Genomic DNA, 23,177 nt, shown 5'->3' with positions numbered 1-23,177 from the left:
TTATCTGGGGCTTTAGTTCGTTGTGGGCGCCATCGGCCGCTGGCTAGCCTTGAGGGGCGATCGTCCTGGTCCCTGGGCGGAATTGGTGACGGAATCCATCCGATTCCCGATGAGTCCACGGGTCTATTTCGTCAATTCCTTTTGCGCCCTCTCGGTGATCTGTCGTAGGTGATCTGTGATCCGCGATCTGCATGGGTTCGAATTCTCAGTATGGGGGAGTGACTTACGTGTCTGGGATGTATGAGGCTGCTGTGGTGGCGTACTGGGAAGAGATCCTGTCCGGATTCGAGGGCGCGGGGACGGTACGGGAGGACCGGGCGGACGGGCCGGTCGTGGACGGTGAGGTGCCGGCGCTTGCCGAGGTCGCGGAGCGGGCCGGGGTTCCGTTCGAGGTGGCCGCTGCCGGGCTGTGGTGCCTGACGCTTTCGCATGTGCGGGGGCGGCGCGATGTGCTGGTCGGCGTGACCGATGGTGCGGGAGTGGTGCGTCCGGTGCGGGCGCTGCTGCTTCCCGGTGAGCCGGTGGGCGCGTGGCTGCGGCGGCTCGGGGAGCAGATGGCTGCCTCCGAGCGGCAGGAGGCGCTGCCGGTCGATGCGCTGCGGGAGCTGGCGGGGGTGCCTGCCGAGGCGTCGTTGTTCGACGGGCAGGTTGTCTTCGGGGCGGTTGACGGCGCGGCGCCGGAAGGTGTGGAGCCGACGGCGTTCGACCTTCTGGTGGACGGGCGGCAGGTGCGGCTGGCGTACGGACCCGATGCGTTCGGCCCGCTGCCGGAGGCGATGGCGGGCGAGTTGCGGAGGACGGCCGACCTGGTCGCGCGGGACACGGAACTGCCGCTGGCCGAGCTGCCGTCGGTGTCGGCCTCCGAGCGGGGGCTGATGCTGGGGGAGTGGGCTTCGGGGATCGGCGGCTTCGGTGGTGTGACGCTGCCGGGGGTTTTCGCCGAGCAGGTGGCGCGGGCGCCGGAGGCGGTGGCTCTGGTCTGCGGCGAAGAGAGCCTCACCTACGGGGAGTTGGACGTACGGGCGAACCGGCTGGCGCATGTGCTGCGAGACCGTGGCGTCGGCCTGGGGGTCCCGGTCGGGGTGTGCCTGCCGCGCGGTATCGAGCCGATCGTCGCGCTGCTGGCGGTTCTGAAGTCGGGCGGTACGGCGGTACCGCTGGACCCCGAATACCCGGCGGACCGGCTGGAATTCATGGTCGCCGACTCGCGTGTGGCGGTGGTGCTGGCCGACTCCTCCACGGTGTCCGCGCTCCCGGACGCCCATGTGCTGCTGCTGGACGAAGTCGCCGAGGAGATGTCCGGCCGGCCGGAGTCGGCGCCCGAGGCCGGGGTGCTGCCGCAGAGCGCGGCGTACATCTTCTACACCTCGGGTTCGACGGGCCGTCCGAAGGGGACGGTGCTGCCGCACGAGGGCTTCCTGCGCGTCGTCCGCGACCCTCGCTTCGCTCTCACCTCCGCCGATGTGGTCTCGCAGTTGAGCACGCTGTCGTTCGATGCGGGTGCGCTGGAGATGTGGAGTGCGCTGCTCAATGGCGGCACGCTGGCGATTTCGCCGGAGCGGATGCTGTCGGTGGAGGAGCTGGGTGCGCTGCTGCGTACCCATGGTGTGACGGCGCTGTGGCTGACGGCCGGGCTGTTCCACGAGGTCGTCGACGCCGATGTGCAGATACTCGCGGGCGTCCGGATGCTGATGTCGGGTGGCGACGTACTGTCGCCGCGCCACTGCCAGAAGGTGCTGGACGAAGTCCCCGGCGTGCGTCTGGTGAACGCGTACGGGCCGACGGAAACGTCGATCACCGCCTCCACCCATGTCCTCAACGGTTCGCACTCGGCGGAGAGCCCGGTGCGGCTGGGCGGCCCGGCACCGGACACGCGGCTGTACGTGCTGGACGCGTGGCTGCGGCCCGTGCCCGTCGGCACCCCCGGAGAGCTGTACATCTCGGGCACCGGCCTCGCCCACGGATACGCCCGGCGGCCGGGCCTCACGGCGGGGCGCTTCGTCGCGTCTCCCTTCGGCGGCGCGGGCGAGCGGATGTACCGCACCGGGGACGTGGTGCGGTGGCTGCCCGAGGGAGTGCTCGACTTCGTCGGCCGTGCGGACAATCAGGTCAAGGTGCGTGGTTTCCGTATTGAGTTGGGTGAGGTCGAGGCGGTCCTGACGGGCCACCCGGCGGTCGCGCAGGCGGTGGTGGTGGTACGGGCGGACCAGCGTGGTGTGAAGCAGCTGGTTGCGTATGTCGTGGCGGATGCGGATGTGGATGCCGGTACGGATGTGGACCCGGGCGGGCTGCGGGCGTTTGTGGCGGCGGGGCTGCCGGAGTACATGGTTCCGGCGGTGTGTGTGGTGCTGGATTCTCTTCCGTTGACGGCGAACGGGAAGGTGGACCGCAAGGCGCTTCCGGAGCCGGATCTTTCGGTTCTGGGGGAGGCGTATGTCGCTCCGCGTACTGCGCGGGAGCAGGCGATCGCGGAGGTGTTCGCCGGGGTTCTGGGTGCGGACCGGATCGGCGTGCACGACGGCTTCTTCCGCCTTGGTGGTGACTCGATCCTGGCCATTCAGGCGGTGTCCCGGCTGCGCCGGGCGGGCCTGGAGATCCCGGTACGGACCCTCTTCGACCACCCCACGGTCGAAAGCCTGGCCGCTGCCGAGCTGGGCAGTGCGGCCGTCGAGGCGCCGCTGGTGCTGGTGCGCAGGGGTGAGACGTCGCCGCTGTCGTACGCCCAGCAGCGGATGTGGTTCGCGGCCGAGTTCGATCCCAGCGGTACGGAGTACAACACGGGTGGTGCGGTGTGGCTGCGCGGCTCGTTGCAGGTCCAGGCCCTGCGGGACGCCCTGAACGCACTGGTGGCGCGGCACGAATCGCTGCGTACGACCTTCGACACCGTCGACGGCCAGGGCGTACAGATCATCCACCCGGCCACCCCGGTCGAACTCCCGCTGATCGACTGCCCGTCCGACCGAGTGGCCGACTTCATGCGGGCCGAGCTCGAAACAGTCTTTGACCTGCGCACCGGCCCGCTGATGCGCCCCACCCTGCTCCGGACGGCTCCCGACGAGCACGTGCTCGTCCTCTCGATGCACCACATCGTCACCGACGGCTGGTCGGTGAACGTCATCGCGCGGGAACTGGAAGCGCTGTACGCGGGCGAGACATTGCCCGCCCTTCCGGTCCAGTACGCGGACTACGCGATATGGCAGCGGGAAACGATGACCCCCGAGGCACTCGACGACGCCCTGGGGTACTGGCGCGACCAGCTGGCGGGCGCCCCCGTCCTGGACCTGCCCACCGACCGGCCGCGTCCCGCCGTGCGCACCCGGGCCGGCAGCACCTGCGACTTCGACATCTCCCCGGACCTGCTCGACCGGCTGACCGAGGTCTGCAAGGCCCACGGCGCGACGCTGTTCATGGGGCTGACGGCCGCCGTGCAGCTGATGCTGTCCCGGTACAGCGTCCAGACCGACGTGGTCCTGGGCACTGCCACCACCGGTCGTGACCGGGCGGAACTCGAAGATGTGCTGGGCTTCTTCGTCAATACGCTGGCGCTGCGGACCCGGATCGACGAGGCAGCGACCGGCGCCGAGCTGCTGGGCTCGGTGCGCGAGACCGTGCTGGACGCCTTCGCGCACGCCGAGGTGCCGTTCGACCGGGTGGTCGACGCGGTCGTCACCGAGCGGGACCCCGCTCGTACGCCGCTGGTCCAGGCCATGATGGTGCTGCAGACGATGCCGTGGCAGAAGGACGCCGACGCCACGGGCCTGCGGGTCGCGGCATCGGACCTGCCGCGCCAGGACGCGCAGTTCGAGCTGACGCTGGAGTTCTGGGAGAAGCCCCAGGGCATGCGGATGTCGCTGAACTACAACACCGACCTGTTCGACGCCGCCACGATCCGGCGGATGGCCGACCACCTGCTGACCGTCCTCGCAGTCATGGCCGAACGCCCGGACCGGCCGCTGTCACAGATGCCGAGGCTCTCGGAGCCCGAGCGCGCCCTGGTGCTGGGCGACTGGTCCGAGGGCGACTGCGGGCCCGCCGGTGCGGTGCTCACCGACGTGTTCGCCGAGCAGGTGGCGCGCACACCGGACGCTGTCGCGCTGGTGTGCGGCGAAGAGCGGGTGACGTACGGCGAGCTGGACGTACGGGCGAACCGCCTCGCACACGCGCTGCGCGACCGGGGAGTGGGGCCCGAGGTCCGGGTCGGGGTGTGCCTGCCCCGGGGCATGGACCCGATCGTGGCGCTGCTCGCCGTGTTCAAGGCGGGTGGCGTGTATGTGCCGCTGGACACCAACTACCCGGCAGAGCGGCTGTCGTTCATGATGAACGACTCCGGCATCGAGCTGCTGCTGGCCTCGCCGTCGACGGTCGGGACGGTGCCGGACGCGGGCGTACCGCTCGTACTCCTCGAAGACCTTGAGAAGCCCGAGAACCCCGAGAACCCTGCAAACGCCGAGGGGGCGGACAGCGCGCCCCCGGTGTCCCTGCTGCCGCAGAGCGCCGCGTACGTCTTCTACACCTCGGGTTCCACCGGCCGCCCCAAGGGCATCGTGCTGCCCCACGCCGGGGTGCTGCGGGTGGCGCGGGACGCGCGGCTCGGGTGCACGGCGGGCGATGTGGTCGGGCAGTTCGCGACGCTGTCGTTCGACGCCAGCGCGCTGGAGATCTGGAGCGCCTTCGCCAACGGGGCCACGCTGGTGGTCTCGACGGCCCGAGTGATGTCGGTCGAGGAGCTCGGCTCGCTCCTGCGCGCGCACGGCGTGACGGTGGTGTGGCTGACAGCGGGACTGTTCCACGAGATCGTCGACACCGACGTGCAGATGCTTTCCGGGCTGCGGCTGCTCATGGCGGGCGGCGACGCGCTGGCGCCGCAGCACTGCCGGACCGTGGTCGAGCAGCTGCCCGGTGTCCGGCTCGTCAACGGTTACGGGCCGACGGAGACGACCATCTTCGCCGCCGTGCACACCGTCGACGCCGAGTCGCTCGGGGCGACGGTGCCGATCGGTTCACCGATCGGGCGGACCCGCGCCTACGTGCTGGACTCCTGGCTGCGCCCGGTGCCGGTGGGAGTCGCGGGTGAGCTGTACGTCGCCGGTGAAGGCGTGACGCGTGGGTACGCCGGGCACCCCGGGATGACCGCGAGCCGGTTCGTGGCCGGCCCCTTCTCCGGCGACCGGATGTACCGCACCGGGGACGTGGTGCGCTGGCTGCCGGGCGGGCGGCTGGAGTTCGTGGGCCGGGCCGACAACCAGGTGAAGGTCCGTGGCTTCCGTATTGAGGTCGGGGAGATCGAGTCCGCTCTGGCGGCTCATCCGGACGTCACGCAGGCAGTGGTCTCGGTACGTGAGGTGCGTCCCGGGGTGAAGCGGCTGGTGGGTTATGTCGTGGGGTCGGGTGTGGACCATGCCGGGTTGCGCGAGTTCGTGGGCAAGTCTCTGCCGGACTACATGATTCCGGCGGCCTTCGTGGTGCTGGGCACTCTGCCGCTGACCGCGAACGGCAAGGTCGACCGGCGGGCGCTGCCCGAGCCGGACCTGTCCCAGCGCGACTCCGAGATGGTGGCCCCCAGGACACGGGTCGAGCGCTTGGTGGCCGAGGTGTGGGCCGATGTGCTCGCCGTGGAACAGGTCGGCGTGCACGACAACTTCTTCGAGCTCGGCGGCGACTCGATCCTGAGCATTCAGGTCGTGTCGCGGCTGCGGCGCGCGGGGCTGGTGGTGTCGCCGCAGGACGTGCTGGTACGGCAGACGGTCGCGGGGGTAGCGGCGGTCGCCCGTGAAGAGGCCGCGGACTCTGCGGGCGCCGATGAGGGAACGGTGGAAGGCCCCGTCGTCCTGTCACCGGTGCAGGAGTGGTTCGTACAGACGCATACGGTCGAGCCCGATCACTTCGGCATGTCGATGTGTGTCGAGATGGCGCCGGACGTGGACGTGGACGTATTGGCGGCCGCGGTGTCGGCGGTGTTCTCGCACCACGAGGGTCTGTGGGTGCGGTTCGAGCGGGGCGCCGAGGGGTGGCGGCAGTTCGCCGGTGCGCCGGGCGAAGTGAGCGTCGAGCGGGTGACGGGCCGGTTCGAGGGCGTACAGGAAGGGTTCCGTCTGGAGGGCGGGCCGCTGGTGCGGTGCGTGATCTCCGAGGACGAGACCGACGGCCGAGTGCGGCTCCTGATGGCCGTCCACCACATGGTGGTGGACGGGGTGTCCTGGCGGATCCTGCTCGAAGACCTCGCCGTGGCCTACCGCCGGTTGACGGTCGGCGGTGAGGTGTCGCTCGACCCCGTGTCCCTGCCGTTCCCGGCGTGGACGGCGCGGCTGGCCGAGTTCGTCGACGGCGGCGGTTTCGCCGATCAGGCCCCGTACTGGGCGTCGGTCGTCGAGGACGCCGAGCCGCTGTGCGAGGTGCCGGACGGGCTGAACACCGTGGGCTCCGCCGATGTGGTGTCGGTGGTGCTGGCGCGCGAGGACACGGAAGCGCTGCTCCAGCAGGTCCCGGGCGTATTCCGGACGCAGGTCAATGACGTCCTGCTTGCCGTACTGGGCCGGGTGCTCGGCGAGTGGTCGGGCCGCGACCGCGTGTGGGTGGACGTGGAGGGACACGGCCGCGAAGAGGCCGTACTGGGCGCGGACGTGTCCCGGACGGTGGGGTGGTTCACCTCCATCTATCCGGTCGCCCTCGAATCGGGCGGCGGCGCCGGCTGGGGCGAATTGATCAGCTCGACGAAGGAGAATCTGCGGTCAATTCCCGACCGGGGCATTGGCTTTGGGGCGCTGCGTTATCTCGGACGTGCGAATCTCGTCGATCCGGCGCAGGTGAGCTTCAACTATCTCGGCCGCTACGACGCGGGCGGCTATCCGGACGTATTCACCGGAATGCTTCCGGTGACCGGAGATCACGGGCCCGCCGAAGAACGCCCTCACGTACTGGATGTGGTGAGCCGCGTTCAGGACGGCCAGTTGCACGTCGATGTGCACTATTCGACGGCGGTGCACGCGACCGCGGAAATCCGCGGAATTGCCACCCGCTACCGCGACGCCCTGAAGGAGGCCGTGCGGTACTGCCTCACGCCCGGTGTGGGCGGCCGTACGCCCTCCGACTTCCCGCTGGTCGACTGGGACCGGGCGACCGTCGACCGCGTGGTCGGTACGGGCGAGAGCGTCGCGGACGTGTATCCGCTTTCGCCGATGCAGCAGGGCATGCTGTTCCACTCCCTGGAGGACGCCTCCGGCGAGGCGTACGTACAGCAGATGTCGTTCGTGCTGGAAGGCGCGGACGACCTGGAGCGGCTGGCCGATGCCTGGCGCGAGGCGGTGAACGCCTCCGACGCCCTGCGCATGTCGGTGGTGTGGGAGCAGGTCGACGAGCCGGTCGCGCTGGTGCACCAGCAGGTCGACGTGCCCGTGCACACCGAGGACTGGACCGCGCTGACCGACGCCGAGCGCGCGGAGCGCCTGGAGCACCTGCGGCACGCGGACCACGCCGGAATCCGGCTCGACACGGCGCCTCTGCTGAGGGTGTCGCTGGCCGGCCTGGGCGGCGGTCGCGTTCAGGTCGTATGGACCTTCCACCACCTGCTGCTCGACGGCTGGAGCACGCCGCAGCTGCTGGAGGACGTCTTCACCCGGTACGCCGGTGGCCGTCCGGGCGTGCGCCGCCCCTACCGCGACTACCTCGAATGGCTGGCCTCCCAGGACACCGAAGCGGGCCTGGAGTACTGGCGTTCCGTACTCTCCGGCTTCGACACGCCCGTCGCCCTCCCCGTCGACACGTCGTCCCGGCGCGAACCCCAGCCGATGCGGCACCTGGACGTGGAGCTCCCCGGTTCGCTGCCGACCGACGTGGCCGACTTCGCGCGGCGCCACAGGCTCACGGTGAACGCGGTCGTGCAGGGCGCGTGGGCGCTGCTGCTGTCGGCGTACTCGGGGCAGAGCGACGTCGTCTTCGGCGCCACCACCTCCGGCCGCCCGGCGGACCTGCTGGACGCCGAATCGGTGCTCGGCCTCTTCATCAACACCGTCCCCGTACGCACCCGCCTCCAGCCGTCGACGCCCGTCGTCCAGTGGCTCCAGGAACTCCAGTCCGAGCAGTGGGAGTCGCGCGCGTACGAGTACCTGTCGCTGCCGCAGCTCACCGCGCTCGCCGACCTCCCGGCCGGAACCGCCCTGTTCGAAAGCCTGCTGGTCTTCGAAAACTACCCCGTCGACGACGACCTTGCCGCCCGCCACGGGCTCACCATCACCGACACCCGGGCGAAGGAGGAGGGCGGCAACTACCCGCTGTCGCTGACCGCCTTCACCGGCCGCCAGCTCGTCGGCGGCAACGACCCCGGTGTCTCCCTGCGCATGGCCTACGACCCGGCGCTCTTCGAGGACAGCACCGCGCGCGACATCGCCGGCCGCCTCGCGGAGCTGCTGCGGTCGATGCTCACACAGGACCTCCTGGCGCAGATCCCGCTCCTCACCAACGACGAGCGCACCCGGATCACCGGGGACTGGGGCGAGAACGACATGGCTTCGACGCTGAGCATGCCCGGCCTGTTCGAGGCCCAGGTGGTACGTCGCCCCGGCGCGATCGCGGTCGTGTCGGAAGGCGTCGAGCTCTCGTACGGAGAAGTGGACCGGCGGGCCAACGGCCTCGCGCACTGGCTCGTCGAGCACGGCGTGGGCCCCGAGGTCGTGGTGGGCGTATGCCTGCCGCGCGGGGTGGACTGGCTGGTCACGCTGCTCGCGGTCATGAAGGCGCAGGGCGTGTACCTGCCGCTCGACCCGAGCCACCCCGTCGACCGGCTGACCTTCATGATCGACAACTCGGGCGCAAGCATCGTCCTGGCGAACACCGAGACCGCACAGAGCCTGCCCGCGCAGGACATCAGCGGCCTGAGCCCGCAGGCCGACGCTCCGCCCGCCCGGACCGCGTCCCCCGACGCAGCCGCGTACATGATCTACACCTCCGGCTCGACCGGCACCCCCAAGGGCGTCCTCGTGCCCCACCGCGGCCTGGAAGCCCTGGGATCGGCCCACCAGCGGGCACTGGGACTCGACGAGAACTCCCGCGTCCTCCAGAGCGTCTCCGTCGGCTTCGACGTGGCGGTCGGCGACCTCGTCAACGCCTGGTACTCCGGCGCCACCCTGGTCCTCGCAGGCCCGGAGCAGACCGTCGGCGACCAACTGGCCCAGGTACTGAAGGCGCAGCACATCACCCACGCCATGCTGCCGCTCGCGGCCCTGTCGACGCTGCCCGATGTGGAGCTGCCCGAGCTGCGCGCCCTGGTTTCCGGCGGCGAGGCGATGCCCGCCGAGGTTCCGGCCAGGTGGGCGGGCGGCCGTACACTCGTCAACGCCTACGGGCCGACCGAGACCACCGTGGCGGCCACGATCAGCGAGCCGCTTGCCGTGACCGCGACCGCGCCCCCCATCGGCAGGGCCATCGAGAGCACGCAGACCTTCGTACTGGACGGCTGGCTGCGCCCGGTGCCGCCCGGCGTCCACGGTGAGCTGTACATCGCCGGTTCCGGCGTCGCCCGTGGCTACGCGGGACGCCCCGGTCTCACGGCCGAGCGGTTCGTGGCGAACCCCTTCACCCGGGACCGGATGTACCGGACCGGAGACATGGTGCGCCGCCTGCCCGACGGCCAGCTGGAGTTCCTCGGCCGCGTGGACGACCAGGTCAAGCTGCGCGGATTCCGCATCGAACTCGGCGAGGTCGAGGCCACGCTGGCCCGCCACCCCGAGGTGACGCAGGCCGTCGCCGTCGTACGTGAGGACCAGCCGGGACTCAAGCGGCTCGTAGGCTACGTCGTCGCCGGTGACGTGACCCCCGCCGCACTGCGGGAGTTCGTGGCGGCCTCGCTGCCGGAGTACATGGTCCCGGCCGTGTGCGTCCGCCTCGACGCGTTCCCCCTCACCGCGAACGGCAAGGTGGACCGCAGGGCGCTGCCCGCACCGGACATGTCGGCGCTGATCCAGGCGTACGTCGCCCCCGCGACGGCCGCCGAGCGGACCGTCGCCGAAGTCTTCGCCGAGGTACTCGCGGTGGAGCGGGTCGGCGCGTACGACAACTTCTTCGAGCTGGGCGCCGAGTCGCTGCTGAGCATCCAGGCCGTCTCCCGGCTGCGCCGCGCGGGATACGAGCTGTCGGTACGTACCGTCTTCGACCACCCGACCGTCGCGCGCCTCGCCGAGCGGATCGAGGCCACCGTCGACCGCACGGCCCCGGTGGTGCCCGTCGGCCGAGACGGGGACGTGCCGCTGTCGTTCGCGCAACGGCGGCTGTGGTTCGCCGCGGAGCTCGAACCGGAGAGCAACGAATACAACTCCGGCGGCGCCCTGCTGCTGCGGGGCGAGCTGCGCGTCGACGTGCTCCGGAGCGCACTGGACACGCTGGTGGCGCGGCACGAGTCGCTGCGTACGACCTTCGAATCCGTCGACGGCGAAGCCGCCCAGGTCATCCACCCCGCGTCACCGGTCGCGCTGCCGGTCGTCGACTGCGACGCCGCCGAGCTCCCCGGGCGGGTACGCGCCGAACTGGGCCGCGTGTTCGACCTGAGCGAGGGGCCGCTGCTGCGCCCCACGCTGCTCCGCGTCACGGACGACGAGCACGTGCTCGTCCTGTCGATGCACCACATCGTCACCGACGGGTGGTCGATGGGCGTCATCATGCGCGAACTCTCCTCGCTGTACAGGGGAGCCGATCTGCCCGAGCTGTCGGTCCAGTACGCCGACTACGCGGTGTGGCAGCGGCACCGGCTGTCGCCGGAGGCGATGGAGGACGGCCTGGCGTACTGGCGCGACCGGCTGGCCGGCGCCCCCGTGCTCGAACTGCCCACCGACCGGCCCCGTCCCGCCGAGCGGACCTGGGCCGGTGACACCGAGGAGCTGCTGATACCCGCGGACGTGCTGGCGCGCTTCGCGGACACCTGCAAGGCACAGGGCGCCACGCTCTTCATGGGCCTGGTCGCCGCCGTGCAACTGGTGCTGTCCCGCTACAGCGGCCAGCCGGACGTCGTCGTCGGCACCGTCACCTCGGGGCGCGACCGCACGGAGCTGGAAGACCTGGTCGGATTCTTCGTCAATACGGTGGCGCTGCGCACCCGCATCGACGAGCGGCGCAGCGTCGCCGAACTGCTCGGCGACGTACGGGAGACGGTCCTCGGCGCCTTCGCCCACGACGAGATCCCCTTCGACCGGGTCGTGGACGCGGTCGTCACCGAGCGGGACCCGAGCCGCAGCCCGCTGGTGCAGGCCCTGGTCAGCATGGAGAACACGCCCCAAGCCACGGAGGGTGAGGGACTGACGTGGCAGGACTACCCGTTCGAGGTCGACACCGCGCAGTTCGAGCTGGCGGTCGACTTCAGCGAGCGGGGCGGTGAGCTGTCGGGCCTGATCAACTACAACACCGACCTCTTCGACGCGGCCACCATCCAGCAGCTCGCCGCACACCTGCGGACCGTCCTGGCCGAGATGGCCGGGATCTCCGACCCGGACACCGCCCTGTCGGCGGTCCGGATGCTCACCGCCGAGGAAGAACACCGGCTCACGCACGGCTGGAACGACACCGCCCGTGACGTCCCGGCCGACCTCCTCACCGACCTCTTCGCCGACCGGGCCGCGAGCACCCCGGACGCGATCGCGCTCGTACACGGCGACGAGCGGCTGACCTTCGCCCGCCTGGACATGGAGGCCAACCAGCTGGCCCACAGCCTCCGCTCGCAGGGAGTCGGTCCGGACAGCATCGTCGGGATCTGCGCGGACCGGGGCCTGGACGTGATGGTCGCCATCCTGGGCATCCTCAAGGCCGGCGGCGCCTGCATGCCGATCGACCCCGCACATCCGGCCGAGCGCGTACAGCACATGCTGGACGACTCGCGCACGGCGATCGTGCTGACGCAGGGGCACCTGGCCGACCGGTTCGACTCGTACGACGGCACGCTGCTGTATGTCGACCGGGTGCCGGCGTCCCAGTGGCCGGTGACCGCCCCGGACACCGGACTCGGCCCCGACAGCCTCGCCTACGTCATCTACACCTCCGGGTCGACAGGGCGGCCCAAGGGCACCCTGATCAGGCACGGAGCCTTCTCCAACCTGTTCGCCCACCACCAGGCGGCGATGTTCGGGCCGACGTCGCGCGGGCGTCAGATGCGGGTGGCGCAGACCGCGTCCATCTCCTTCGACGCGTCCTGCGTCGCCACCATGTGGATGGTCGCGGGACACCAGTTGCACGCCATCGACCACGAGACCCACATCGACCTCAACGCCTTCCGCGACTATCTGACACAGCACCGCATCAACGTCATCGACGAACCCCCCACCTACCTGCGGGAGATGATCGCCGACGGCCTGCTGGACAACGACGTCCACGTGCCCGATGTGGTCGTGTTCGGCGGCGAGGCGGTCGACGGACAGATCTGGGAGACCCTGCGCGCACACACCGACGTCGCCTCCTACAACCTGTACGGGCCGACGGAGTGCACCTGCGACTCCCTGACCTGGACGGCCGACGGCAGCGAGCAGCCGCGCATCGGCCGGCCCGTCACGAACGCGCGGGCCTTCGTGCTCGACCCGTGGCTGCGACCGGTGCCGGTGGGTGTGGCGGGCGAGCTGTACATCGAGGGCGCGGGTCTGGCGCGCGGCTATGTGGACAAGCCCGCGCTGACAGCCGGCCGCTTCGTCGCCTGCCCCTTCACCGGTACGCGGATGTACCGGACCGGTGACCTGGTGCGGTGGCAGCGCGACGGCACGGTCGAATTCCTCGGGCGCCGCGACGACCAGGTGAAGGTGCGCGGCTTCCGCATCGAGCTCGGCGAGATCGAGAACGTACTGTCCAGGCACCCGGAGGTCACCCAGGCCGTGGTGCTGGCCCGCGAAGACCAGCCGGGCGTGAAGCGGCTGGTGGCGTACGTCCAGGGCAGCGGCGCGGGCAGCGGCATCGAGCCCATCGAGACCGCAGAGCTGCGCGCCTTCGCCGCCGACGCCCTGCCGGACTACATGGTTCCGGCCGCATGGGTCGTGATGGACGGCTTCCCGCTGAATTCGAGCGGCAAGGTCGACCGGCGAGCCCTTCCCGTGCCGGACATGACCGGGCTGGTGGCCGCCTACACCGCGCCGCGCAACAAGGCGGAGGAGACCGTCGCCGCCGCGTGGGCCGAGGTGCTCGGCGTCGAGCGCGTCGGGGCGTACGACAACTTCTTCGACATCGGCGGCGACTCGATCCTCAGCATCCGCGCCGTGGCCCGGATGCGGGCGGCGGGCTTCGAGACGTCCGTGCGCGAGCTGTTCAACGAGCCCACGGTCGCGGGGCTCGCCGCACTGGTGAAGGCCACGTCGGACACCGACCTGCCGGTGGTTCCGGTCGGGCGCGAAGGCGACCTGGCACTGTCCTTCGCACAGCAACGGCTCTGGTTCGCCACGCAGTTCGAGCCGGACAGTACGGAGTACAACTCGGGCGCGGCACTCCTGCTGTGCGGCAAGCTCCGGATCGACGCCCTGCGCGGCGCGCTGGACGCGCTGGTGGCCCGGCACGAGTCGCTGCGTACCACCTTCGACACGGTCGACGGCCAGGGCGTCCAGGTGATCCACCCGCCGGCCCCCGTCGAACTGCCGGTGATCGACCCGGCCGGGCGGCCCGTCGCCGATGTGGTGGCCGGGCTGATGGGCCAGGTCTTCGACCTCCGCACCGGTCCGCTGCTGCGTCCGAGCCTGGTGCGGATCGCCCCGGACGAGCACGTTCTGGCGCTGTCGATGCACCACATCGTGACCGACGGCTGGTCGATGAACCTGATCACACGCGAGCTGAGCACGCTGTATGAGGGTGAGGCGCTGGCCGGACTCCCCGTCCAGTACGCCGACTACGCCGCATGGCAGCGCGACCGCCTGACGCCCGAAGTACTGGAGAGTGGACTCGGCTACTGGCGCGAACAGCTGGCGGACGCCCCCGTACTGGAGCTGCCCACCGACCGCCCGCGCCCGGCGGAGCGCACCACCGCGGGCGCCACCGAGGACGTGGTGATCCCGGCCGAGGTGCTGGACCGGCTCGCGGACGCCTGCAAGGCACAGGGCGCGACGCTGTTCATGGGGCTCACAGCGGCGGTGCAATTGCTCCTGTCGCGCTACAGCGGACAGGCCGACGTGGTGGTCGGCACGGTCACCTCCGGCCGCGAGCGTCCGGAACTCGAAGACGTGGTCGGGTTCTTCGTCAATACGCTGGCCCTGCGGACCCGGATCGACGAGCGGGCCTCGGCCGCCGAACTGCTGGCTTCCGTACGGGCGACCGTGCTGGACGCTTTCGCCCATGCGGACGTTCCCTTCGACCGGGTCGTGGACGCGGTCGTCACCGAACGGGACCCCAGCCGCAGCCCGCTGGTCCAGGCAGTGATCAGTTACGAGAACCTCTCGGACGCACCGCAGACTCCGGGCGGCCTGCGGTGGCAGGACTACGCGATGCGGTCCGCGACCGCGCAGTTCGACCTCACGATGGACTTCGGTGAGGTCGAGGGCGAGATGCACGGCCAGATCGTCTACAACACCGACCTGTTCGACGCGGCGACGATCCGCCGGATGGCGTCGCACCTGGTCACGGTGATGGAGGCCATCGGCACCGAGAGCCGGCTCCCGCTCCGGGACATGGAACTGCTGTCCGCGGCCGAGCGGCGCCAGGTTCTCGACGACTGGAACGACACGGACGTCGAAAGCGGCCAGGACGATCTTTCACCGCTCTCGATGTCCGCGATCTTCGAGAAGCACGTCGCGATCCGGCCCGGGGCACCCGCCGTCGTATCCGCCGATTCCACCTGGTCGTACGCTGAGTTGGACGACCGCGCCAACGCCCTGGCCCGTCGGCTCGTCGCGAACGGTGTGGGGCCCGACGTCGTCGTCGGCGTCTGCCTGCCCCGAGGAGTGGAGTGGCTCACCGGGCTGCTCGCGATCCTGAAGGCGGGCGGTGTGTACCTGCCGCTCGACCCCGAACACCCGGCCGACCGGAGGGCGTTCATGCTCGCCGACTCGGGCGCGCGGCTCGTGGTGACGGACGCCGAGCATGCCGAGGTGCTGGAAGGCACCCCCGTACGCACGGTGCCGGTGGATGGTGCTCCCGAGACCTGGCCGACGGCGTCCGGCGCGCTGCCGGGGCCGCTGTCCCCGGACGCGGGCGCGTACCTGATCTACACCTCCGGTTCGACCGGTACGCCCAAGGGCGTGTGGGTGACCCACCGGGGTGTGGCGGCCTTCGCGGCCACCCAGGTGGACCGGTTCACGCTGCGGCCGGATTCGCGGGTGCTCCAGGCGGCGTCGTCAAACTTCGACGCCTCCGTCATGGAAATCCTCATGGCCTGGGGCTCAGGCGCCGCTCTCGTACTGCCGCCCGCGGGCCGCGTCGTAGGAGATGAACTGGTCGAGGTCATGGCCCGGCAAGGCGTCACGCACGCGATCATCCCCCCGGCGACTCTGGCCAGCGCCGGCGAGGCCGAACTGCCCGCACTGCGCACGCTGGTCGTCGGCGGCGAGGCGTGCTCGGCGGAGCTGGTGAGCCGGTGGGCGCCGGGCCGCGAGATGTTCAACGCGTACGGCCCGACGGAGATCACCGTGTCCGCGACGATCAGCGAGCGCCTCACGCCGGGGTCGGTCCCGCCGATCGGCAGGCCGAACTACGGCACGCGGGTCTTCGTACTGGACGCGTGGCTGCGTCCGGTGCCCGTCGGTGTTCCCGGTGAGCTGTACGTCACCGGGGAGGGTGTGGCCCGCGGCTATCCGGGCCGTCCCGGGCTCACCGCGAGCAGGTTCGTGGCCGGCTTCTCCGGGGAGCGGATGTACCGCACCGGGGACGTCGTCCGGTGGCTGCCGGACGGGCAGCTGGACTTCGTGGGCCGTGCGGACGACCAGGTCAAGCTCCGTGGCCTGCGCATCGAACCGGGCGAGATCGAGGGCGTACTGGAGAGCCACCCCGAGGTCGGCCAGGCCGTCGTCGTGGTGCGCGAGGACCAGCCCGGCGTGAAGCGCCTGGTGGCGTACGTCACCGGGGGCGGCCCCGGGGACGGCCTCGGCATCGACGCGCTGCGCGAGTTCGCCGGGCGGTCGCTGCCCGACTACATGGTCCCGGCGGCGTGGGTCACACTCGACGCGATCCCCCTGACCGCGAACGGCAAGGTGGACCGCAGGGCACTGCCCGCACCGGACATGGAGGCGGCGACCGGCCAGGAGTACGTCGCACCGCGCACCCCGCGCGAGGAGACGCTCGCCGGGGTGTGGGCCGAGGTACTGGGCCTGGAGCGGGTCGGCGTACACCACAACTTCTTCGAGCTCGGCGGCGATTCGATCCTCAGCATCCAGGTGGTGTCCCGGGCCAGGGAAGCGGGTCTGGGCATCTCGTCGAAGGACCTCTTCAAGGCGCCGACGGTCGCGGGCCTGGCCGAGCTGGGCACGGAGGTCACCGAGGGCAAGGTGGCCGAGGGGCCGGTGACGGGCGAGGTTCTGCTCACCCCGATCCAGCGGTGGTTCTTCGAGACCCGCAAGGCCGCCTCGGTGAACCGCTTCGCCATGTCGGCCTACGTGGAGCTGACCGACCGGCCCGACCCCGACAGCCTGAACCGGGCCGTGGAAGCCCTGCTCGAACACCACGACGGGCTGCGTTCCAGGTACACCCTCGCGGGAGACCGGTGGAGCCAGCACGTCGTGGAGCGGGAGACGGGGAACTGGTTCACCTGGCACAACCTCTTCCAGTCCGAAGCCGAGGCGCGGGAGGCCGAGATGGACCGCCGCCTCGCCGAGGCGCACGCCGGTCTGGACATCGGCACAGGGCCGCTGATCAAGGTCCTGGTGTTCGACATGGGGGCGGAGGCTCCGGTCCGACTGGCCCTGGTGGCCCACCACTTGGTGACGGACGTCGTCTCGTGGAGCATCCTGCTGCCGGACCTGGCCCGTGCGTACCGGCAGATCGAAGCGGGGGAGAAGCCGGACCTGGGCGCCAGGACCACCTCGTTCCAGGAGTGGGCCGCGCAGTTGACCACCCTGTTGCGCTCGGGGCGGTTCGACGACGAGATCGACTACTGGCGGGCCGCGGAGAGCGTGCCCCGGCTGCCCGGATCCGGGTCGCCCGCCAACACCGTGGCGTCGGAGGAGACGGTCTCGCTCCAGCTGGGCCGCGCCGACACCCAGGTGCTCCTCCAGACCGTCCCCGGTGTCTACCGTGCACGGCCCAACGAGGTGGTACTCGCCGCACTCGGCGACGCGCTGGCGGAGTGGAGCGGCCAGGACCGGGTGGCGGTGGCGATGGAGGGCCACGGCCGGGAGGAGCTGGTCGACGGCGTCGACCTGTCTCGTACGGTCGGCTGGTTCACCACGATGTTCCCCGTCGCCTGGGACGTACAGCGGGCCATCGACACCGACTGGCGGAGCCGCATCACGAGCGTGAAGCGGACACTGCGGGCCGTTCCCAACAAGGGCCTGGGCTACGGCGTTCTGCGCTACCTGCACGAGGACGCCCCGCTCAACCAGAACGCACCGGACGTCAGCTTCAACTACGTGGGGAAGTCCGACGGTTTCGACCAGGGCTTCTACCGGAGCCGGCTCGACGACCGTTCGCGCACCCACGGCGAGAGCGGCGAGCGCGCCCATCTCCTTGACGTCGTCTGCGGCGTTCAGGACGAGCGGCTGACGGTCGGGCTGTCCTTCTCGACGGCCCTCCACGACCGCACAGACATGGAGCGGCTGGCGGACATGCTTCGCGGCCGGCTCCAGGAGATCGTCGCAATCAGCGCCACCCGCAGCTGATTGCGACCCCCGACACCGTCCACACCCGGGCCATCACCTCGGGTGTGGGCGGTGTCTTCTTTGCATTGCCGCGTACGGAAGGGCCGTACGGAAGGGCACGGAAAAACAACGGCCCCGGCCCGCGGGCGCATCGGGGGATTCTGCGCACCACGGGCCGGGGGGAATGGGGGAGCCGGACCAACAGGCCCGGCTACTCGGGGTTTTCCGTTTCGCCTGATGACAGGCTACCCAGCCCGGGCGGTGGGCCGCATTCCGGTGTACTCCCCAATTCCTGGTGCAGTGGGCCATACCCCGAAAGTGACCTTGGGGTACTTCCCGAAGCTCTGGCGTATCGGTAGCTTCTGTGTATCGGCGAGCCATGGAGGCCACGGAAATGCGGACTGAAGAAGCTGTGATGGATAACCGTGTCGAGGCGCCGGCTCCGGCCCTGCCCGACACCACATCGCCGGAGATGTCCTGGATGAACGCCACGACGAACGGCAGCTCTTCGGCCGAGCCAGTCTCTCCGTACGCCCTGGAAATGGACGCCGTGACGAAGTGGTACGGCGCGGGCCACGAAGCCGTCAATGCGCTGCGTGAGGTGACGGTCGGGCTCGTCCGGGGCAGCGTAACCGCCGTGATCGGCCTCCCCGGCTCGGGGAAGAGCACCCTGATCGCGTGCGCCACCGGCAGCGAAACGCCGACGACGGGCACCGTCTGCACACATGACCGCGTCACCATGCCGGATCCGCGGACGTGGGGCACCCTGGCGCCCGCATCCGCGACGCATCCCGAACTGCTCGTCGCCGACGACCTGGAATCGGCCGAGGACCTGTGTGCGGCGATCGGCTATCAGGACAGCAGGACGATGCTCGTGACCACCTCGGACCCGGCCGTCGCGGCCGCCGCCGACGTAACGCTGTTCCTGGTCGGCGGGCGGCTGGTCGACGCGATGTGCGGCATGCCGGCCGAGCACATCGCGGAGCACCTGGCCCGGCTGACGTCCTGACCGCGCAGCTCTGGGCCCACCCGGGGAGCCGGGCCTCTGGGAGCCGGGCCTACTCGGGAGCCAGCCGCAGGCTCGCGGCGGCGCCTCGCGCCAGGTCCTGGTGCTGGTGGCCGTTCAGCAGTGCCACACCGAGCGGGGTCAGCGAGTGCAGCGCGGTGTTGAGCCGGCGCTGAGTCGTGATGAGCCCGGCGGAGCGGAGCACCGAGGTGTGCTGGCTGGCCGACGCCGCCGAAATGCCGATCCGCCGGCCGAGTTCGCTCGTATTGCAGCTGACGGTGAGGCTCTTCATGATGGCCGCCCTGGTCCGTCCGACCAGTGCGCCGAGCGCGTCGGCGGCGTCCTGATCGCTCGGCGCCGACCACAGCGTGGCCGCCGCGGCGCGGTCGAGCGACACCGGATACGCCAGGACGGGCGGCCGGGCCCTGCTGGCGCTGTCGATCAGGATGGGCTTGTCGAACAGGAACAGCGACGGGGTCAGCAGCAGACCGCGGCTGGCCGGGTCGATGTCCTGGGAGCGGTGGCTCGGGATTTCCAGTACGCCCGAACTCCACCGGACCGACGGGTGCAGCGTGGACAGCAGCCGCTCGATGCCCCCGTTGAGGATCAGGCGGCCGCGGGCCGAGCAGTCCGCCTCCAGGCGCGCGGAGACGCGCTCCCAGTAGGGCGCGAGCGCCACCTTGTGGAACTCCTCGATCATGCCTGCCACGTTCTGCCGCCGGGAGCCGACGAGGCTCAGGCCGGCCTCTCCGTGGGAGTCGAGCTCGGCCGGGCTCTCGACCATGCTGAGAAGGTCGGGGATCGGCCGGATCGTGCGCGCCAGAGTGAGCAGCGAACGGGCACGCCGGCCCAGCCGGTTCTTGGTCCGGCTGCGCCAGGTGGCGAACTGGTCACCGCCACCCTGACGGGCGAGCAATTCCAGTGCGAAAAGAGTCTCCGCCACCGGCCTCGCAGTGACCCCCACCATCGTGCGGGCTAAATCCTGGCCATTCAAGTGCACGCGTTGCATGAAGAACTCAACACCCCGTATGAAGTTTCCGGCCGGAAATGCGGAATCGGCCCCTTTACTGGGCGTCCGGGCGTCTTGTTCACCCGGGCGTATCTATTTCCCCAGCCGACGACGGTAGGCCACCATGGCGAGCGGGAAAAAGACCGCGACGAATCCGACCATCCAGGCCACCCCGCCCATCAGCGGCGTTCCGATGGAGCCCTGGTCCAGCAGCAGGCTGCGGTTGACGTCTGTCATCAGCGTCACGGGGTTGATATTCACCCAGGTCTGCAGCCAGCCCGGCATCGTCTCCGCCGGGGCGAAAATGTTGCTGCCGAAGCTGAGCGGCATGACCGCGCCGATGAGCATTCCCGGTACGGCGGCGGGCGTACGCACGATGATGCCGGCGAGGATGGCCATCCAGCACAGGCACAGCCCGAACGCGATCATCAGCCCCATGGAGAGCAGCACGGAGAGCGGATCGGTATGGACGCGGAAGCCCATCAGCATGCCGACACCGAGCACCACGGACACCGAGATGAGATAGCGCACCACATCGCCGATGACGGTTCCGGCCAGCGGGGCCGAGCGTGCGATCGGAAGGCTGCGGAACCGGTCGAACACCCCTTTCTGGATGTCCGAGCACAGCGCGACGCCGGTTCCGATGGTGACGAACAGGGGGCTGAAGACCATGAGTCCCGGCACCAGTTGCTGGAGGTAGCTGTCGCTGTCCCCGTCGGCGATGGCGCCGCTGAAGAGGAACGTGAACATGAACAGCATCAGCAGCGGCTGCAGCGTCACGTCGATCAGGGCGTCGGGGTTCTTCTTGATCTTCGTGATGTTCCGGGACGCCAGTGAGAGCGCCTGCCCGATGGCCTCGATCGGGCCGATCTTCCGGCTCGCCCGCGCAGGAGTCGTCATCCCCGCCATCCCCGTACCCGTCATCCCACAGCCTCTTCCGTGAGTCGATCCTGTTCTTCCGGCCTGGTGATCGCGAGGAACGCCTCGTCCATCGTGGGGAGCCGCAGGCCCAGTTCGTCGAACGGCACGGCCGCCTCGTCCAGCTTGTGGACCAGGGCGGACAGCATCATCGGGTCGTGCACCGGCACGGTGAGCCGGCCGGTGTCCTCGTCGCGCGCGGGCGTCTGGCCGGTCAGCGCCTGCATGATCTGCGCGACCGTGTTCACCTGGTGCCCGAGCGCCGCGCGTACCTCCAGGGTCTGACCGCCCGCACGGCGTTTGAGCTCGTCCGGTTTGCCCTCGGCCACCACCGTGCCGTGGTTGAACACGGTGATTCCGTCGGCGAGTTGGTCGGCCTCCTCCAGGTACTGCGTGGTGAGCAGCACGGTGACGCCGTCCGCGACGAGCTTGCGGACCGTCTCCCAGACCTCGTTGCGACTGTGGGGGTCGAGGCCGGTGGTCGGCTCGTCCAGGTACAGCACGGAGGGCCGGCCGACCAGGCTGGCCGCCAGGTCGGCCCGCCGCCTCATGCCGCCCGAGTACGTCTTCACCGGGCGGTTCTCCGCGTCGGTGAGGCCGAAGTTCGCCAGCAACTCCTTGCCGCGCGACCGCGCTTCGGACGAGGACATCTTCAGCAGGCGGCCGATCAGCGCCAGGTTCTCCAGGGCGCTGAGCTCCTCGTCGAGCGCGGCGTACTGGCCGGTGAGCCCGATCACGCGGCGCACCGACACCGGATCGCGGACCAGGTCGAAGCCGCCGACCGTCGCACGGCCCGCGTCCGGGGTCAGCAGCGTGGCGAGGATGCGCACCGCCGTGGTTTTACCGGCTCCGTTCGGCCCGAGTACGCCGTGCACCGTACCGGCGGGCACGGCCAGGTCGACATCCCGCAGAGCGGTCGTCTCCCGGTACCGTTTGACCAGTCCCTCGGCTTCGATCGCTAGCGACATGGGAGCGGTCCCTTCCGGTCGTACCAACGTCCCTCGGACTGAATTTTTTCACTCGCGGAATTACGTCACCAGGTCATTAAGGCCGCGCCGAATAGTGCTGTTCACCGCGCGGCACCCCAGATCAGGCATCATCGGGCGCTGTGGTGCTCGCGCAACAACTCCGCGACGCGGAAGGCGAGTTCGATGGACTGGCCAGCGTTGAGACGCGGGTCGCAGGCCGTCTCGTAACGCGTTCCCAGATGGGTGTCGAGAATCTCGTCCATGCCGCCGCCCAGGCATTCTGTGACGTCGTCCCCGGTGAGCTCAAGATGAATTCCGCCGGGATGCACGCCCTCCTCTTTGTGTACGGCGAAGAACTCGGCCACTTCGGCGGTGATGTCGGACAGCCGACGCGTCTTGTAGCCGCTTTCGGACACAAAGGTGTTGCCGTGCATGGGATCGCACGCCCACACCACGTGGTGACCGGTGGACTTCACGGCCCGCAGCAGCGGCGGCAGCAGCTCCGCGGCCTTCCCCGCGCCGAGCCGGCTGATCATCACCAGCCTTCCGGGCGCGCGCTCCGGGTCGAGGCGCTCACACAGCGCGCGGAGCTGCGCCGGGGTGGTGGACGGGCCGACCTTGATGCCGATCGGGTTGGTGATTCCGGACAGCAGCTCCACATGCGCACCGTCGAGCTGCCGGGTCCGGTCGCCGATCCACACCATGTGCGCACTGGTGTCGAACCAGGCGTCCCGCTTCTCGTCGTACCGGGTCAGCGCCTGCTCGTAGTGCGGCAGCAGTGCCTCGTGCGAGGTGAAGAGCTCGATCTGATGCAGCGCAGACTGCGACCCCGTGTCCACACCGCAGGCGGACATGAAGCGCAGCGCCCAGGTGATGTCGTCGGCGGCCTTCTCGTACTGCCGCCCGGCGTCGCTGCGCCGGACGAACTCCTGGTTCCAGGCGTGCGCCTGGTCGAGGTCGGCGAAGCCGCCCCGGCTCAGCGCCCGCAGCACGTTCAGCGAGGCCGACGAGTGCTGGTAGGCGCGCAGCAGGCGCTCGGGGTCCGCACGCCGGGCCTCGGCGGTGAACTCCGGGCTGTTGACGATGTCGCCCCGGTACGCCGGCAGCTCGACGGCGTCGACCACTTCCGTGGGTCTGCTGCGCGGCTTGGCGAACTGGCCGCTGATCCTGCCGACCTTGACCACCGGCATGCCCGAGCCGTAGGTGAGCAGGATGGCCACCTGGAGGATCACCCTGAGCTTGCTCCGTACGCCGTCCTCCGTGCAGGAGCTGAACCGCTCGGCGCAGTCGCCCGCCTGCAGCAGGAACCCCTCACCGGCCGCGACATCGGCCAGCGAACGCCGCAGGCCGAGAATCTCGTCGGGGAGCACCAGCGGGGGCTGCAGCGCGATGGTGTTCTCCACACGCTCCAGGGCCTGGAGGTCGGGCCAGTCCGGCTGCTGCTCGGCGCGGTGACCGCGCCACGAGTCGGGACGCCAGGACGACGGCGCCCGGTGCACCGCGGAGCCGACGGGGGGCTTGAGTTCCATCGTGTGCACGGCGCTCAC

General features: G+C 70.2%; 6 protein-coding genes. 2 read left to right on the top strand and 4 right to left on the bottom strand.

Going from position 1 to position 23,177, the window contains the following annotated elements:
- The first annotated feature begins 236 nt into the window (after positions 1-236).
- Both PXH83_RS09025 and PXH83_RS09020 read left to right on the top strand, forming a co-directional pair.
- Positions 237-17,750 carry a non-ribosomal peptide synthetase gene (locus tag PXH83_RS09025; protein ID WP_274562736.1) on the top strand — a complete coding sequence of 5,838 codons (17,514 nt, stop codon included), beginning with the start codon at positions 237-239 and terminating at the stop codon, positions 17,748-17,750.
- A gap of 394 nt (positions 17,751-18,144) precedes the next feature.
- Positions 18,145-18,738, top strand: a complete 594-nt coding sequence (locus tag PXH83_RS09020; RefSeq protein ID WP_274558633.1) for an ATP-binding cassette domain-containing protein — start codon at positions 18,145-18,147, stop codon at positions 18,736-18,738.
- A gap of 49 nt (positions 18,739-18,787) precedes the next feature.
- Here PXH83_RS09020 and PXH83_RS09015 read toward each other — a convergent pair whose 3' ends face one another.
- The 4 genes from PXH83_RS09015 to PXH83_RS09000 all read right to left on the bottom strand — a co-directional run bounded on the left by PXH83_RS09015 (position 18,788) and on the right by PXH83_RS09000 (position 23,159).
- Complete coding sequence (locus PXH83_RS09015) at positions 18,788-19,678, bottom strand: ArsR/SmtB family transcription factor (protein ID WP_274558631.1); 891 nt, start codon at positions 19,676-19,678, stop codon at positions 18,788-18,790.
- A gap of 159 nt (positions 19,679-19,837) precedes the next feature.
- A complete protein-coding gene (locus PXH83_RS09010) occupies positions 19,838-20,644 on the bottom strand; it encodes an ABC transporter permease (protein ID WP_274558629.1) in 807 nt (268 codons plus the stop codon).
- A 20-nt stretch (positions 20,645-20,664) separates the two neighbouring features.
- Entirely contained in the window at positions 20,665-21,630 is a 966-nt protein-coding gene (locus PXH83_RS09005) for an ATP-binding cassette domain-containing protein (protein WP_274558627.1), read from the bottom strand.
- Between the two features lie 128 nt (positions 21,631-21,758).
- Positions 21,759-23,159 (bottom strand): class II 3-deoxy-7-phosphoheptulonate synthase, encoded by a 1,401-nt coding sequence (locus PXH83_RS09000; protein ID WP_274562735.1) that lies wholly within the window; start codon positions 23,157-23,159, stop codon positions 21,759-21,761.
- Positions 23,160-23,177: the final 18 nt, after the last annotated feature.

Origin of the sequence: Streptomyces spiramyceticus (genome assembly GCF_028807635.1) — a bacterium.
GTDB lineage: Bacteria > Actinomycetota > Actinomycetes > Streptomycetales > Streptomycetaceae > Streptomyces > Streptomyces spiramyceticus.
Note: the sequence above shows the minus strand (reverse complement) of the source record. Positions and strands in the feature narration are given on the sequence as shown.